This is a genomic window from Pseudoalteromonas sp. CO342X (genome assembly GCF_004208915.1).
GTDB lineage: Bacteria > Pseudomonadota > Gammaproteobacteria > Enterobacterales > Alteromonadaceae > Pseudoalteromonas > Pseudoalteromonas maricaloris.
In genome coordinates this window covers 24,141-39,903 of record NZ_SGPH01000041.1, presented here as the reverse complement: position 1 = coordinate 39,903, position 15,763 = coordinate 24,141, and the positions used below count along the sequence as shown (strand labels likewise).

The window sequence follows — 15,763 nt, the reverse complement described above, 5'->3', positions numbered from 1 at the left end:
GAACATTGTTGTTCGTATAACGTCTATTCGCCTTTGTAACAGGTGACATCAACCTCAACTTTACAATCCACGACTAAGTCGGCCACCATGCAAATTCGCGCAGGAGGATGCGCTGAAAAATACTCTGCAAAAACCTTATTAAAGGACTGAAAATATCTTGCGTCAGTTAATACCACAGAAACATGCGTAACATGCTCAAGGCCATAACCTGCCTCGGTCATAATCGCGATACAGTTTTCTATGGCCAGACGCGACTGCTCAACAATGCCACCCTCAACCACTTCACCATCTCGCATTGGCGTTTGCCCCGAGACTTTTAACCAACTGCCAGCTTCAACCGCTCGTGCAAAGGGTAAGTGTTGTCCACCAGTACCCGTACCGCCTTCAGCACCTATTCTTCTTATTGTCATGTTAACCTCTTGATGATTTTTTGATTTTTATTAGTTTTGACGCGTTAAAAATCGTCCTGCTCGGCCGAAATCGACAATGGTGTCTGCATTCGCGCCTTCAACATAGCTGAGCTTGCCATTCACCCAAACCTTCACAATGCCTGAGGCAAGTTGTTTTGGATTGCTGTAACTTGCTTGGTCTAACACCCGGTTGGGGTCAAATAACACCAGATCGGCGAAATAACCAATTTGAATATTGCCACGTTGCCGCAGCTTAAAGCGCGCCGCTGGCAGCGCTGTCATTTTGTGGATAGCCAATGCCAACGGCAGCGATTGTTGTTCTCTACAGTAATGTCCAAGCACCCGCGGAAATGTCCCCCACAGTCTCGGATGCGGATGCGGATCGCACGGCAAACCATCAGACCCCACCATGCTGTGTTCATAACTTACAAACCGCTGCACATCATCTTCCAGCATACAGTGATACACAGCGCCCGCTGGCTGCAAGCGCTTTGCAGCATCACGCTGAGACACTTGCCATTGCGTGGCAATGTTTGCCAAGCTTTGCTGTGCAAGTTCTGGATGAGACTCCGACCAAGTGATAAAAATATCCGTCTCCTCCGTCACTTGATTAAGATCTAAGGTGCTTGAGCTCGCGGCGTAAGGGTAGCAATCGCAGCTCACTGGATGCGTTTTTCTATGCAGTTCAAAATGCGCTAATACCTCAGGCGCTCTGCCCCAATTCTCTCTACCAGCGCATTTTATATGTGAAATAACCAGCGGCAGTTTGGCATGCTCTGCCGTAGCAAAGGCTTCATCCATAGCTCGGATGACTCCTTGAAATTCTGTGCGTAAATGCGTGGTATAGATACCATCAAATGGTGTAACAACCTCGGCCAACGCATTCACTTCAGCTTGACTTGCCCCCTTCGCATTGTAATAAGCAAGGCCAGTACTAAAGCCTATCGCCCCCTGCGCCATCGCTTGATGCAGCAAGGTTTTCATCTGTTCAAGTTCTTGCGCATTGGCGGCTTGAGATAAATCCGTCATGACCTGCGCTCTGAGCGTTGTATGACCAACTAACGTGGCTAAATTGACACTCGGAGCAGCCTTACTAAAGGCGTGTTGATAATCCTGTAGTTCACGATAGGCGAATTCTGACTGTTCCCCGAGTAAGTTAATGGGGTCAAGCGGCGCTTGATCTGCACAATAAGGCACTGCGCTAATGCCACAATTACCGGCAATGACGGTGGTGACACCTTGGCTCACTTTGCTCAGCATATATGGGCCTCGCAGAACTTCAAGATCATCATGGGTATGTACGTCAATAAAACCAGGCGCGAGCACTAAGCCCGTGGCATCGATGCATTGCAGTGCTTGCAAATGGCTGCAGTTGCCAAGCGCAACAATTTTGTCTTTGCTAATCGCGACATCCACCACTTGCGCTTCAGAATCTGGTTCAAAATACACCGTTGCGCCTTGAATGAGGGTATCAACATAAGGAGATGAGCTCAGCATTAATCCCCCAGCGGAAAGCGTTTATCGGCAGGTGGCATATTGCTGTTTTTATCTCGATGCTGATCTAACTGGGTTTTAAGCCGTCGGAGTTTTTCTCTTGAGCGCTTTTGATTACGGATAGCAACTTCGCTCGACAAAATGTCCACCGCTGCCATCATGGCATAGCGTGCAGCGCTGGGCTTAAAGATGTAATCACTTTCTTGAGTTTTGATGACTAAGTGGTGATCGGCAATGTCCGCCAAGTCGCTCACTGGGCAAATAGCAATAATCTCTGCACCATACTCTTTGGCGATAAGCGCCGCCGCTTTCACATCAGGAGAAACACCACTAAGCGAGAGACAAATCACCACATCCCCTTTATTCACCGTCGCAGCAACCATGCGCATCATCATAGGATCGGAGTGAGCATTACTAAGTACGTCCAAGCGAAATAAGCGATTTTGACATTCTTGTGCCATCAAGCTGCTACCACCACCAACCCCAAAAATTAAGCAATGACGTGTGGCGCAAATCACTTCACTCGCCTGCTCCACAACCGCTTCATCGATGAGTCCCGCATTGAGCGTGAGGATCTCCTGAATAGAGGTATAAACATGAGAAATCTTTTCTTTTTCAATTGGCTCAGGATTTGTAAAACGCTCACCAATTGCGGCTGATTGTGTAAGCTGAAACTTAAGGTCACGTACATTGGTACAGCCTAAGCTACGCGCTAACCGTGTGATGCTGGCATGACTGACCTGTGCTTTTTCAGCTAACTCACTAATGGATGCGCTTGCGGCAAAGTTAAGCTCAGCCAAAATAAGCCGGGCAACTTTTTCTTCCGCAGGGCTAAAGTGCCCCAAACCTTCCTTAATTTTGCTAATAATGTCCACAGCTTCGCCTCAATTAAAAATAGGTAGAAATGGTTTGGGTGATCACCCAATCTCGCTCAACAACACCAATTTGTCGCCACTTATCAAAGGTCAAGCAAGGATGAGAAGTCGAAAAACAGATCATATCGCCAACCTGTACCTCGCACCCAGATGCAATACTTACCATAGCATGTTGATCCATGATTTTTTCGACCTTTACCGCGCCGCCTAATGAGCACAGCTGCTTTGACGGCGGAGAGTAAATCAGCTCAGGTGTGGGCATGCCAGCATCAAATGCGACATCCCTTTTACCCATGCCAATTATCGCGACACCCGGCTCTGGAGTCGAAAGCACGTAAGCCCATATACTTAAGCTCGACACCAAACTTTCCCCCAAATCGCAAGCGAGATTGCTCCGTGATAACACCGCTTGCTGCGCATCCTGATAGATCCCAGTATCGTGAATAAGGTAGCAGCCGGGACGGATCACAAAACGAAATTGCTGAGCCTGTTCACTTTTGTTTAGTGTCTTTGTCACAACATCGTACCAAGCAGACCCCGCCCCCGTGATAATAGGTAACGCCTTTGAAAACACGTTTTTTTGTCGTAAATTTGCCGCCGTTTTTATTACTGAACTAACGAATGTGGCAATCCTTTGCTCGGCATTATCACCGTGGATCACGCCTTCATAAAACCCAATGCCAGCTACCTCTAAACTAGCATACTGTTGGCATACATTGGCTAGCTGCACTAACGTTGCAAGATTGCGCCAACCAGCGCGACCACCTTCAACTCCCACCTCGAGTAAAATGGAAATGCACAGCGAATGCTGAGTAAAAAATGTGCCTAAGGCATGGGCATTTGCAATAGAGTCAACAAAACAATAGAGCTCAACGTCAGTATCAGTAAGCATGCTAGCAACTTGCTTCATATGATATTCGCCAACAAGTTGATTCGCTAAGATCACTCGTTTTGCGCCCGCAACTATGGCTACGGAAACTTGTGGTACGGTCGCTACCGTGATGGCCCATGCGCCATGTTCAAGCTGTAGTGTAAATAGCGCTGGAGACATCGTCGTCTTGCCGTGGGGTGCCAATAATACTTGGCTTTCCTTTGCAAAATTCGCCATCCAATTCGCGTTGTGGTTGATGGCGTCTTGCTTTATCACTGCAACTGGCAAACTGACCTGCTCTGCGAGAATATCCCAGCCGCTATCTTCTAGTTGCAGTGGATTGCCAGTGCCTTTCGCTAATATTGTCATCGTTTATTCAAATCCTTGAGTTTAAACATTAATTCTCCACATCAAAATAGCGCATTGACTTACTGCGATTGGTATCAGGCCAAGCTGCACTTGGCCTTTGCTGACGTTAGAAAGTCGCACGGACGCTCAATGCAAAACGTCTATCCGTGGTAAAGTTGAGTGCCTGCGTTTTTGTCCCAGCTTGGTCCATCTGATACTTGGTTTTGGTTTCCGTATCCAATAAATTGCTGGCTTCAAAACCCACTTTCCAATGGTCGTTGATGGTGTAATACAAGCTTGCGTCCATCATACCTGACGCCTCTGCATAGGCAGGGACATACTCTTCAGATTCCCTAAGCGTGAGCAAATACTCAGAGCGCCAAGTGTATGCAAGGCGAAAAGAAATATCCTCGTACTCATACATACCGATGATATTAAAGTTTTGGTCTGAGTAACCTTGTAGCGGCAAACCTCCAAACACTCGGAAGGTATTACGATTATCGGTCAGCGGGTTACCACTTTCATCGAAACCAAGCGTGCCTTTAGAGACTTCATTTGGATCTTCAAGTCCATCTTGATCGATATAGGTAAAGTTAAGTTGCAAACCTAAACCGCTCCATGCTCCCGGTAACATGTCGTAGAATTGAGAATAGGAAAACTCCATCCCACGAATGGTGCCAGAGCCAGTGTTAGCAGGGCCATAAGCAGATACATCATAATCTTCACCGCCATAAGACACATCAAGATCAAAGGCGCGGCTACGGATTATATTATCTAGCTTTTTGTGGAATAACCCTACCGTCACGTAACCTGCGGATGCGAAATACCATTCGGTAGTTAAGTCAGTATTGATCGCTTCTTCAGGCTCTAAATATGGATTCCCAGAAAGTGCGGTTAGACTGATATCGTCTAGCCCAACAACGGGGTTAGTTGCCTCGTCGTAATCAGCGCCGGGAGTTTGCAGCACGCGAGTGTAATCCAAGTTAAGAATACTGATATTTCTGGCATCAACTAAACTTGGGTAATACAGCGCTTTTGATGCGCCAAATCGCACCACTACATCTTCTGATACACCAAAACTCAAATTTAAGCTCGGAAGCAAAGTGCTGTAATCTGTGCCTTCAACGGTACTGAGTTCGGACTCTCCTCCAGCAATGTCGTAATATCGCTTATACTCTGCTTGTTGCATCACATTATTAAGTGATGTCCCCTCTTCACCACGCTTGATAAGGGCCGGTTGCACCAAAGCGCCCGTAGACTCAAGTTGATAGTTTACGTAGCGCAGGCCAATGTTGCCCACCACTGGAATGTCTTGAAACTCGAAGTCAAAATCACCGCGAATGTAAAATTCAGTACGCTTCTCGTTGGTCGAACTTATATTGTGTGCGGCGAATGGGCCTTCAACGCGATTGGGTTTGTCTGCATAAGGTACATAAGTGCCAGAGCATGTGCCGTTGTTTGCCGCACTGTTGGTGGCATTGTGCCAACCATCACGACAACCTTGACGCAAAGAGTCGGCGTAGTTTTTCACCAGATCCATACTTGGGAACAAGAAGTTATTGACCGGCCCCTGTAACACCTGACCATTGTAATAATCTGAAAAATCAACGCGCTCAAATAATTCTGGACGATTTACTGCCGCGGCGGCATTCCGGTCATCTTGGATCCAAGGAGTGCCAATTGCAGACCAGCCCTCGTAAGCGGTATCTCGCACCGTTAGGTCTTTATCTGACATATAAAAACCGGAACTGACACTCGTGAAATGACCGTCTAGCTCATACTTAAAATCCAATTTAACGCTGTCTGACTCTGCCGTATTGCGCTCAACCTGCTCCATACCGCTGCCCAAAAACAGGTTAGGCACAGGTCCATTCCAATCTTCATTGGGTGACCAACCTGCCGTTAGAATATTGTCACTGAGAAACTCCACTGTCGGCCTTGAGCCACGCATATCGAGGAAATAAGGCGAGACAACGTGGACATGGTTTCCCCGTGTTTGACCCGACATACTGTAGTTTTGCACTTCTTTGTCGGAGTCGATCCGCTGGTAATCAAAATCGACCGTCAATCTATCTATTGGTTTTAACGTTAGTTTAAATGAAGTGTCCTTCACGGTATTTTCGTTGTAATTCCAGCGGCTACGATAAAAGAATGGCGTTTCTGGACTCACGCCAAGTGCAATACCGGAAGTCACAAAACCATCATCTGTAGTGAGTGGATGGCCGCTTTCCGTATTTTCAGTCCAATTTTGTGAAGACCCCATGAAACCTTTAAAGCCTTGAGCTGCTTGTCCTATTTGGCGCTCATTCCACTCAAGAGACGCTTCTGAGCGAATGTGCTCTAATGTCGCAACTATGGTCTCATCGGCATTTGCCCACTGCAGTGAAGAGGTTAAGCCGGTACGTTCACGGTCATTAGTTGCTGTGCTCATATGGATAGCGACAGGCACATGCCATACACTGCCAGCTGGTTGCCCTGGTAAAGCGGGGCCATCCACAGGCGATGATGGATCAACACCGGTTATGCCACCCCATTGATCCAAGGTAGGAATAAAGGAATCGCCTCGAGAGTGGAAATTGCCAAGGCCAACACCATCTCCTCGAGTCTGATATTCTGATGAAGAAGCCGCAATTAAAAATCCGAACTTACCTGCACTGGTTTCCCAACTGTCGGAGAACAGCGCTGAAAACGAAGGCGTCACTTCTTCTCTAAAGTCGCCATAATTGGCCTTTGCATTGAACGAGATAAGCCGCTCATCAGAATCGAATGGTTTGCGGGTGATAAGGTTTACCGTGCCAGATATACCGCCTGAAATAAGATCCGCAGTTTGGTTTTTAACCACTTCCACTGCGCCTAGCAATTCAGCAGGAAAGTCTTCATAGCTCAAACCGCCTGACGGATTTGCACTAAAAGCGTCTCTGCCGTTCACCTCAGAGCGAACCCTGTCTAGGCCACGAACCAGCACGCCTGTACCTTCATCAGCATAATGTTTAGGGTCATCGGATGATGCAAATCGCTCAATCGTAACACCCGGCACACGCTGCAGCGCTTCAGTCACCGATTTGTCTGGTAATGCCCCGATATCTGACGCCGTGATCACGTCTTTGACCGTATCAGCGAAGCGCTTAATGTTTTGTGCGCTATTGATACTGCCTCTGATCCCACGAACTTCAATGACTTCAACCGCTTCGTTCTGCTCCGAGATTTTGACATCGCTGTCATTTTGACCCACAGTTTCAGCAGCAACCCAAAGTGGAGAAAGCCCAAGAAGTACAGACGAAACCGCAAGGCTCAGTTTGCTTCGTTTAGGGTTATGTTTACCAATATCGGTGACTAGTTTTGACATTTTGTTGTTCCTTTCTTCTTTTTAAAAACCAGTGAAAAAGCCAGCAATGCCATCACTAGCACCACAGCCCAAAAACCTACCACACAGTGACGTGCTCTAAACGCCCCTACACATCACATGTTACTTACTAACAAAAATCCAATATTACTCTGTTACTTTTTAACATTACAGACTAAAAAGCAAACACTTTTTTGCGAAAAATTTGGCTCTGTGGACTATAGCTTTGAAATATAAGGAATTAAAATTAGTTACATCTAATCTAATGTTTAAGAAAAAAATATTGACAGTTACGTTTACATATCTGGTTAATGACTAGTTCAAGCAGCTTTAAATCGAATGAGTTTTGTATTCAGTTTGCCGTACACTGGCGGGAAAATTAAGAAACCACATCATCAACAACTAAGGTCATTACCAGTTCACCGATCCCCTCAGTGATTTGGTTTGCCCGCGCTTGGTCTTTTGATTCAGGCGCTTCTTTTGCGAGCTTTTTGTTGGCTTGGTTGCTCTGCGTGCTTTTTCAACTTTGGTGGCCTCTAAGATCAGCGTTTTTAAGCGCTCCAAGGCATCTTCCTTATTTTGCTCTTGGGTACGAAAGCTTTGGGCTTTAAGCACAATGACACCCTCTTTGGTCACTCTAGAGTCTTTAAGTGCAAGCAGGCGCGCTTTGTAAAAGTCAGGCAGTGTTGAGCGGTTGATATCAAACCTAAGATGAATGGCACTGGAGACTTTATTGACGTTTTGTCCACCCGCACCTTGGGCACGAATAGCGGAAATATCGATTTCCCACTCTGCTAGAGTGACATTATTTGAGATTTTAAGCATAGTAATTTCAAGCCTCCACTTGCTATTTTAACAAAGTAAGGGAAGGCTTGAAATAGCAGCGCTCAGTGCGGAGCGTGTAGCTATGCTGTTCGAGTTGCGATAGCTGGAGGCACTCTTGCAGCAATCATAGCAGGGTAAGTAACCGCCAACTGACCTGCGAGCAACATTACTATCGCACCTGCAATCAAATAATCACCGGGTACACTGGTAAGCCCAAAGTAATTAACTAAATAAATATTCGCAGTGATTGCGATGACTATGCCTAGTGTAATGCCAAACAAAGACACCACCGCATTTTCAATCATAAAGTAACGTAGAATATCAGCCTGAGTCGCCCCAAGAGCACGACGAGTACCGATTTGCTTACGACGTTTATAAACGGTGTATCTTGCCTGACCAAAGATACCCAGCATAGTTACGCACGCCAGAGCTGCGATCACCACTTTTAGCGTTTGGCTCACCGCATAATCTGCTTGTAAATTTTCCGTTTTTATTTGCTCGAAGGATTTAAAGGCATCAAGTTGACGGCCAGGCTTTTTAAGCATTAAGGCTTGAACTTCATCCATTGCAATTTCTCTTTGACCAGACTTTGCTTTTACTACTATGATGCTTTCTTCATAATGTTCTCTAACCGAACTTATTACGGTCATATCGTAAGCGTACCAAAACCGCCAAGGTGACTTCATAGTTTCAACGATACCCACAACCTTTTGCGGTACCGATTCAACATAAATAGTTTCTCCAATCACACTGCGCCAATCGTTAGGACGAATTTTATGTGCCAAGTCCTGCGAAACTAACACGCTGGCTGATTCCGTATGGCCATCAAAATACGTGTGTACTACATCATTATGTTGTAAGTTTCTACCCGCAACCACTCGCAGTCCAAGCGTATCTACAATGGTGTCATCCGAACCATAGTAGCCTGCGTGAGTTATCCTTTCATCTTCCTCAGGGGTTAAACCAACATCTAGTGAACGGCCCCAGTTAGTAAGCGGCATACTAGTGATCGTACTTACACTCTCAACACTGGCTAGTGCACGGATATCGGCAAGGTCGGTATCAAGAGCTGCATTTTTTTCTTCATCGCTGCCTTCAAAATGAGTTCTAAAGCTGAACAACTGGCTCTCGGCTAACCCTGTCGGTTGCACCAATTCTTGCTCTTTAAGTATCATCATATAAATGGCATTAACCAAAATGGTAAATGTAAGCGCAATTTGCAAAACGAGTAGTAGCGGAGAAGTCTTATTTTTGTTTAAGGTTTTTAAAATTGGCAATAAATCTCTCATGGTCACGCTCCTACAGGCTTTTTAGCTGACTAGATGGTTGTACTTTTGCCGCATGTAAAGTCGGTAGCAAACCAAAAGTCACAGCACTCGCCACAGCCAATACAATCGTCATGATGACTATACCTGCGGTCATCTCAAGCATCTCAGCATAAAGATGGCTGTATAATTGCGCTGTGACACTCAAACCAATTTGCGCAAGTAATAGCCCAAGTATCCCTCCCAAGAGCCCAATAATACAGGTCTCAACAGTAAACTGAGTGATAATATCTTGTTTAGAAGCTCCAACCGCTCTACGAAGCCCAACTTCACCAGCTTTACCATGAAACTTTGCGACCATCATTGCCATACAGTTAAGCAGACAAACCGCAAGAAATGCGAATGCAAGCCACACAGCTACATTGCCATCATCTTTGATAATTTTTCTTTCAATTAATTGCTCCTTCACATTAAATAATTGATGTAAAGGCTCTCGTAAAAAGCGACCATACTCTCTTTGTTCCATCGAGTAATTAACCAAAAAGTCCATGTAATTATCACGCTCTGACGCGGAGTTTAATTCAACCCAGTAGGAGACCCATACGCATTCAGATGCTAAAATTGCCGAAAATGAGTCATCAGCGGGTTCTTTCCAGCATTGATAAGACACGTCGGAGCCTGTCCACAACTCGTTATTAATTTGCGCTTGGAATGGGACAATAACGTCTCTAGGTTTGTTGAAAGCACGAGTTCTGTAATCAAAAAACTTGGGGATAGGATACCAATCGTCGGTAACACCAACCACTCGGTACTGTAAATCTCCTAAGAGCAATGACTTACCGACGGAGTTTTCTCCATCAAATAACTTATCATTCAGCTCGCTACTGATCACCGCAACTTGCAGCCCATCCTGATCGGCAATCTCATCCCATGCACCACCAAACTTAAACGGCACCTCAAACATGGTGAACATGTCTCGGTATGCACTTCTAATTGGGGTCATTTTTGCTTCAGTGATTGATTGCTCTGTGGTGCGAGTCATCATTTTGAAACTACCAAGAGGTGTTTGATTAACGCCCTGTTTTGCTTTTTGTAGATTGATTGCATCTTGATAGGTAAGAATAAAAGGTGGAACTTCTTTCCCTTGGGAAATATTGAACGGCTTATCTGGGCCGTAGCTATTCAATCGAACATTAAACAAGCGATCACTTTTTGTAGGGATCGGATCTTTTTGTAGCAGATAACTCACTGTATAAGTAGTCATTGCTGCGCCAATTCCAATCGCGATTGTCATAATCATTAACAATGATAAAAAAGGCGTTTTCCGCAATGAGATAAGCGCTAATTTAAGATAATAACTAAACATAACTTATCCTTAAGCAATGGCCTTATCGTAGTTCTTTCTCTCGCTCAACATACCATCACGGATTTCAATAATACGCTGAGCTTTTGCCGCTTGTTGAGCATCATGAGTCACCATCACAATGCTTGTTCCCTGCGCATTGATATCTTTGAGCAGTTCCATAATACCATCGGCCATTTTACTATCTAAGTTGCCCGTTGGCTCATCGGCGAGTAGAAAGGACGGTTTACCAGCAATCGCTCGAGCAATTGCTACCCGTTGCTGCTGACCTCCAGACAGTTGCGATGGGTAATGCGCTTTGCGTGATGCAAGACCCACTTTATTCAACGCATCCATGATCCGTTCGTGACGCTCTTTTGATGATAATTTGCGATAGCGTAAGGGCATGTCGACATTATCGTAAAGATTTAGCTCAGGAATTAAGTTAAAGCTTTGGAAAATAAAGCCGACTTTTTCGTTACGCAGCTTTGACTTGGCTTTATCACTTAACTTTTCAACATTAATACCATCCAGCTCATAACTGCCATCGCAGAAATCCTCTAATAAGCCGGTGATATTTAGAAAGGTCGTTTTGCCTGAGCCTGACGGGCCAATAACGGAGACAAACTCGCCTTGCTCTATTCTCAAGTCAAATGGCTGCAAAGCTTGAGTTTTTATTGTGTCTGTATAGTAAGCTTTTGATAGATGACGCATGGATAGCATGTTGCAGCTCCTTTATTGAATTATTTTCACACTGGGAGCATCTTTAAAGATCCGCGCGTCAGAGGTGATAACCTGATCGCCGATATTAAGCCCCGATAGTACTTCTACTTGTCCAATACTTCTCAGTCCAATCTTTATTGGCGTTTTGACGGCCGTGCCTTCTTTTACTACATAAGCAAACTGTCCATTGTACGCTTCTAAATATTGACCATGTGGTAGGTAGGCGATATTTTCTTTTTGCTCGAGTACAATTCGACTAGTTAACCTTTGGTTTTGCCTTAATCCCTGAATTGTGTCGTCTCTAAATCGGATTTTCCCGGCAACGCGGCCATTTTCAATTTCAGGCGAAATGGCAACGATTTCGCCACTATAAACATCACCATTGAGGTTCACCTCGGCTAACATTCCTAAGGCTAAATCATCTGAATAGCTCTCAGGTATTTGCATCTCTATCTCGTATTTGGAGAGATCGACCACGCTTAATAGTGGCTGATTTTTAGCCACTGAATTTTTTTGCTCGACTACTAAATTACCAACGAGTCCCCCTACTGGTGAGACAATTTTAAGCGCATCGACTTGCCTTTCAAGCTCTGCTACTTTGACTTTTTGTGCTTCAAGTTCAAGCTCTTTGGTCCGAATCTCAAACTTCTGACTTTCTTTTTGCAATTCAACTTCTTTAATTGCCAGGCGGTATTCTCGAAGCGCATTTTCGAGATCATCTTTGGCTTTTTGATAATCAATATCGCTGACAACTTGAGTTTTTAAACCATCTTCAGAGCGACGCATTTCACGCTTAGCAGCATTCAATACAACGGTAGCCTTACCTAAATAATTTTCCTGTGCTAAATCTTGTTTTTTAGCTTGAATGATTTGTCGCTGAAGTTCAGTATCTAACTGATTTAGCTTAGCTTGATGCTGTGCAAACTCGCTCTTTAATTCCGGACTATCTATTACGGCAAGAGTTTGACCTTCAATAACACTATCTCCTGATTCGACTAAATAGGTCACAGTCCCTTGAGCAGGGCTATATATTGTCGGACGCCGTGCTGCGACGACTTTTCCCTGAACAGAAATATCGCGAACAAAGTCACCTTGTTTAACTGCTGAAATATGAATTTTATCGCTTGAAACTGCTGTTTGACCACTTGCCCATTGCCCGACAATTGGTGCAAAAAAGGAAATAGTAATTAATATCAGAATACTTGCTATCGCTATCAATATTTTATTTTTTTTAGGTCTTTCAACCTCAGAGTCTTGAGCACTCGTATCTGGAATATAGGCCATGAAATAATCCTTTTACCACTGCCTTAGTTATTGAGAAATATGCACTTTATAAGAGTTTATCAAAGCTAATCGCTCAACTAGCGTTAACGTCACTTGATAGAGTTTGGAACCGACCAAGTGTCTCTTTCTCGCCATTTTTCAAGTGAAGCAAATCTCAAAAGATAAAAAGCAAAATAGGTAATGTGAGTGCCTAAACCTTACACAAACTCAAGACTAATGTCACGAGAAATAAAACACTTTGTTAACTATTTGGTTTGATTCTTGACGACTTCCAAATATCGGCTTTCTATAAATTTCTTCTCTTTGGACAAGTGCTCAAGTGCATCTCGGGTTTGCTCCAACTCTTTTTGAATAGCTTGCAACTTTGGACCATCTTCAACCTCTTGTTCTTGAACCATTAGCTGTTGCAGAGCCTGGCTTTGTTCGGCAATTTGTCTTTTGTATTCATTGATAGTTTGAGACATATCTTGGCGCTCTTTTTCAAAGGTTGCGACCAGTTGCTCTAGCTCTTGCTCGGATGTACCTCCCACAGACTTAGAGGCTTCTAGTTGCTGCTTTAATGTGTCATTTTCTTTTTGTAGTTCCTCTGTAGACTCATATTGGTCATAGAGCTTTCTTCTCGTTTGCTTAAGTCGCTCTAAACTTTTCGACAAATCTCCTCGAAGTTTTTTTATTAGCCGATGCGATTTAAGTAACTGACTGTTTAAATCATCCATGCGGGTTTGCTCTTCTGGCGAGATATGATCCTGTGTTGAGCGTTTAACCTCAGCTAGTTGCTGTTCTAAGTGAACTTGTAAGTTAGCCAATTCTTGAATGGTGTGTTGGTTATCTTCGACAAACTTCATTGACTTGTTAATTGCATCGCGACAATGCTGAAGCAGATACTGTTGCTCTGCATTGGATGTCCCAGCTCCACCAGCAGTCTTTGCAAACAATCTAAATTCTCGAAGGATTAACAGCAAAATATAAAACCAAAAAGCTAATATCAGTAGCCCGATATTCACCGCCATATAGATAAATACATCGACTGGTAGTTTGCCTAGAAACATATTACGCACTCATTATTTTCTTACTTTCATTTTAGTATTGGTTAAAAATCATGCCTATAATAAATCTATATTTTTCAATAAAGTGGTAATGTGTGAAGATATTGCTCGTGGATGACAGTGCGGCAACACTTGAGATTATTCGTCGCGGTTTAGTACGTTTTAGATATCGTAAGCTGTTGATAAAGAAAGCACAAAGTGCAAAAGAAGCACTAAAGATTATTGGTTCTTGGCATCCAGATATTGTATTGACCGACTGGCATATGCCCGATATTTCAGGACTCGCTCTCGTCAAAGCAATCAAACAAAAACAGCTTGATGTCACCATGGCGATGGTAACGACTGTCGACGATCGTGAGCAAATTAAGCTCGCCCTTGACTATGGCGCTGCGTTTGTACTGTCAAAGCCGTTTGCTGACGACGACCTTCATAACAAAATCATGCCGCTAGTCAAAGCCGCAGAAGAAAGCAGCAAAACGAGAGAAATTCATACGCTACATAAAGGCGTGCCCTTGCCTCAAGTTGGGCAACTTGAAAAGCTAATGAACAAACATATTGATACAGAGCTGAGACTCTATCAGGTGCATCAAATGGAATATAATCCCGATAACCTTCCGTGTGTCATGGTCGCATACGAAGATCCGAGCAGCCAGAAAGTTCGCGCAATCGGAATATTTGATGTGTACTCTGTCTGTGTGCTTGCCGCATCCACAGGGAATTTAACTGATCAAGCTGGGTTTGAAGCGATTCATCAACATCAGATAACAGACGACATGTTAAGCGCCTGCCACTCAGCACTAAACTCTACGTCTTATGCATTTCTAGACGGCATAACCAGAAGGAGCCTTAGAGTAAAAACCCTACAGTTGGTCACTAAGCCTTTTCCTAAGTTAAAACGCTTGTATAAGTCCGCCGCAAACATGCGCATAGATTTATGTTGCCAACGTCCAAATATGGCACAAGGTAAAATATTGTTGGTTGGGTTTTTAAGCTAACGCTTTAAGCAAGATGCCAGGATCGGTTATCCCAGCTTCTTTTAAAGCTTTTTGGATATTTTGGGTTAATTCAATAACTTGATTCTGCATACGTAAAATATATTCAAGTTTTTGTGTAACTAGCTCCGCTTTCATTTCATCTGAATAAGCGTCATTTGCTTTTAGCTCTTCGAGTAATTTTTGCTCTTCCTTTATTTTCTCTCTGAGTTCTTCTAGCTTTTCAACCATTTTTTGAATGTGAGGTGGTAGTGCTGCTTCTTCCTGCTCCTCTCTTACCTCTTCTCCAGATAACTTAGATATATCTTTTTCTGATAATCTGAGTGGTTTAGATTCTGCCGTTTCTTCAACCTTGGTTTTCTGCTCCATCTGACTCGAGGTTGATTGAGCTGGTGAGTGAATTAAAAAGTTCACGTTCATTTTCTTTGGCCAATATGATTTCCTTTGACCTACATATCGGTAATTTATCGAGGATCTTTAAGAAAAATTGCGCGGCTTCCTTGCCGCTGCAAGTGCTTGGGAATGGAATCACTCGGTACTGAAAACTAACCGAGTTTAAAATAATTCTGTTTTAAGATTTGCTTGCAGTTGCTTAATGCCCGATTTAATGCCTGCAACAAAGTTTTACCTTTTGCCTTGACCTTTAATGTTGGTAATCCGGGTAATAAAAGCTCAACTTGGCATAAGGTAAACTTGCCAATCTGCTTGTCCACCTGTTTTTCAATTCGTACATTTATTTTTCGAATATTGTTTGCATAGCCGCACAACGCTTCATTTATTGTTTTAGCAAAAGCCACTTTACTTGACACCGCTATCGGCTCATTTACATCAACAAGGTTCAATTTCATCATTACCTCAGACAATCGCATCACATATAACTTTGTTGAAAACTTAGAATGACTCGAATTAAAAACGCTTACGCTATCCGGGACATTCTCTCAACTT

At 43.9% G+C, this 15,763-nt stretch carries 14 protein-coding genes; 1 reads left to right on the top strand and 13 read right to left on the bottom strand.

The genetic code is table 11. The features are described 5' to 3' along the window. Positions 1–23: 23 nt before the first annotated feature. From EXT47_RS21465 to EXT47_RS21415, 11 genes are all read right to left on the bottom strand, one after another. On the bottom strand, positions 24–410 hold the full coding sequence (locus EXT47_RS21465) for a RidA family protein (protein ID WP_039496231.1): 387 nt from the start codon (positions 408–410) through the stop codon (positions 24–26). Positions 411–440: 30 nt separating this feature from the next. Continuing rightward, positions 441–1,907 carry an amidohydrolase family protein gene (locus tag EXT47_RS21460; protein WP_039496229.1) on the bottom strand — a complete coding sequence of 489 codons (1,467 nt, stop codon included), beginning with the start codon at positions 1,905–1,907 and terminating at the stop codon, positions 441–443. After that, entirely contained in the window at positions 1,907–2,779 is an 873-nt protein-coding gene (locus tag EXT47_RS21455; protein WP_130127553.1) for a MurR/RpiR family transcriptional regulator, read from the bottom strand. The genes EXT47_RS21460 and EXT47_RS21455 overlap by 1 nt, the downstream gene beginning before the upstream one ends. Before the next feature lie 13 nt (positions 2,780–2,792). Next, positions 2,793–4,019 (bottom strand): amino acid deaminase, encoded by a 1,227-nt coding sequence (locus tag EXT47_RS21450; RefSeq protein ID WP_039496225.1) that lies wholly within the window; start codon positions 4,017–4,019, stop codon positions 2,793–2,795. Positions 4,020–4,125: 106 nt separating this feature from the next. After that, positions 4,126–7,344, bottom strand: coding sequence for a TonB-dependent receptor (locus EXT47_RS21445; RefSeq protein ID WP_039496223.1), 3,219 nt, complete (start codon positions 7,342–7,344; stop codon positions 4,126–4,128). A gap of 408 nt (positions 7,345–7,752) precedes the next feature. After that, a complete protein-coding gene (arfB, locus tag EXT47_RS21440) occupies positions 7,753–8,166 on the bottom strand; it encodes an alternative ribosome rescue aminoacyl-tRNA hydrolase ArfB (RefSeq protein ID WP_010375624.1) in 414 nt (137 codons plus the stop codon). 80 nt (positions 8,167–8,246) lie between these two features. Beyond that, entirely contained in the window at positions 8,247–9,455 is a 1,209-nt protein-coding gene (locus EXT47_RS21435) for an ABC transporter permease (protein WP_130127552.1), read from the bottom strand. Between the two features lie 10 nt (positions 9,456–9,465). Next, positions 9,466–10,797 carry an ABC transporter permease gene (locus EXT47_RS21430; RefSeq protein WP_130127551.1) on the bottom strand — a complete coding sequence of 444 codons (1,332 nt, stop codon included), beginning with the start codon at positions 10,795–10,797 and terminating at the stop codon, positions 9,466–9,468. A 9-nt stretch (positions 10,798–10,806) separates the two neighbouring features. Then, positions 10,807–11,496 carry an ABC transporter ATP-binding protein gene (locus EXT47_RS21425; protein ID WP_045988992.1) on the bottom strand — a complete coding sequence of 230 codons (690 nt, stop codon included), beginning with the start codon at positions 11,494–11,496 and terminating at the stop codon, positions 10,807–10,809. A gap of 12 nt (positions 11,497–11,508) precedes the next feature. Next, a complete protein-coding gene (locus tag EXT47_RS21420) occupies positions 11,509–12,780 on the bottom strand; it encodes an efflux RND transporter periplasmic adaptor subunit (protein ID WP_130127550.1) in 1,272 nt (423 codons plus the stop codon). A 245-nt stretch (positions 12,781–13,025) separates the two neighbouring features. Then, positions 13,026–13,829: a chromosome partitioning protein ParA gene (locus EXT47_RS21415; RefSeq protein ID WP_130127549.1), complete on the bottom strand. Its 804-nt coding sequence runs from the start codon at positions 13,827–13,829 to the stop codon at positions 13,026–13,028. 92 nt (positions 13,830–13,921) lie between these two features. On the opposite strand from EXT47_RS21415, the gene EXT47_RS21410 reads away from it, so the two are divergent. Next, complete coding sequence (locus EXT47_RS21410) at positions 13,922–14,821, top strand: response regulator (RefSeq protein WP_130127548.1); 900 nt, start codon at positions 13,922–13,924, stop codon at positions 14,819–14,821. Here EXT47_RS21410 and EXT47_RS21405 read toward each other — a convergent pair. Both EXT47_RS21405 and EXT47_RS21400 read right to left on the bottom strand, forming a co-directional pair. After that, on the bottom strand, positions 14,813–15,238 hold the full coding sequence (locus tag EXT47_RS21405; RefSeq protein ID WP_130127547.1) for a hypothetical protein: 426 nt from the start codon (positions 15,236–15,238) through the stop codon (positions 14,813–14,815). The two genes, EXT47_RS21410 and EXT47_RS21405, sit on opposite strands and share 9 nt — an antisense overlap. Before the next feature lie 125 nt (positions 15,239–15,363). Next, a complete protein-coding gene (locus EXT47_RS21400) occupies positions 15,364–15,669 on the bottom strand; it encodes a hypothetical protein (protein WP_223193636.1) in 306 nt (101 codons plus the stop codon). Between the last annotated feature and the right edge of the window lie 94 nt (positions 15,670–15,763).

Coding starts and splice junctions, on each gene's coding strand:
- EXT47_RS21465 (WP_039496231.1), bottom strand. CDS start 410: ATGACAATAAGAAGAATAGGTGCTGAAGGCGGTACGGGTACTGGTGGA.
- EXT47_RS21460 (WP_039496229.1), bottom strand. CDS start 1,907: ATGCTGAGCTCATCTCCTTATGTTGATACCCTCATTCAAGGCGCAACG.
- EXT47_RS21450 (WP_039496225.1), bottom strand. CDS start 4,019: ATGACAATATTAGCGAAAGGCACTGGCAATCCACTGCAACTAGAAGAT.
- EXT47_RS21445 (WP_039496223.1), bottom strand. CDS start 7,344: ATGTCAAAACTAGTCACCGATATTGGTAAACATAACCCTAAACGAAGC.
- arfB (WP_010375624.1), bottom strand. CDS start 8,166: ATGCTTAAAATCTCAAATAATGTCACTCTAGCAGAGTGGGAAATCGAT.
- EXT47_RS21435 (WP_130127552.1), bottom strand. CDS start 9,455: ATGAGAGATTTATTGCCAATTTTAAAAACCTTAAACAAAAATAAGACT.
- EXT47_RS21430 (WP_130127551.1), bottom strand. CDS start 10,797: ATGTTTAGTTATTATCTTAAATTAGCGCTTATCTCATTGCGGAAAACG.
- EXT47_RS21425 (WP_045988992.1), bottom strand. CDS start 11,496: ATGCTATCCATGCGTCATCTATCAAAAGCTTACTATACAGACACAATA.
- EXT47_RS21420 (WP_130127550.1), bottom strand. CDS start 12,780: ATGGCCTATATTCCAGATACGAGTGCTCAAGACTCTGAGGTTGAAAGA.
- EXT47_RS21415 (WP_130127549.1), bottom strand. CDS start 13,829: ATGTTTCTAGGCAAACTACCAGTCGATGTATTTATCTATATGGCGGTG.
- EXT47_RS21405 (WP_130127547.1), bottom strand. CDS start 15,238: ATGAACGTGAACTTTTTAATTCACTCACCAGCTCAATCAACCTCGAGT.
- EXT47_RS21400 (WP_223193636.1), bottom strand. CDS start 15,669: ATGATGAAATTGAACCTTGTTGATGTAAATGAGCCGATAGCGGTGTCA.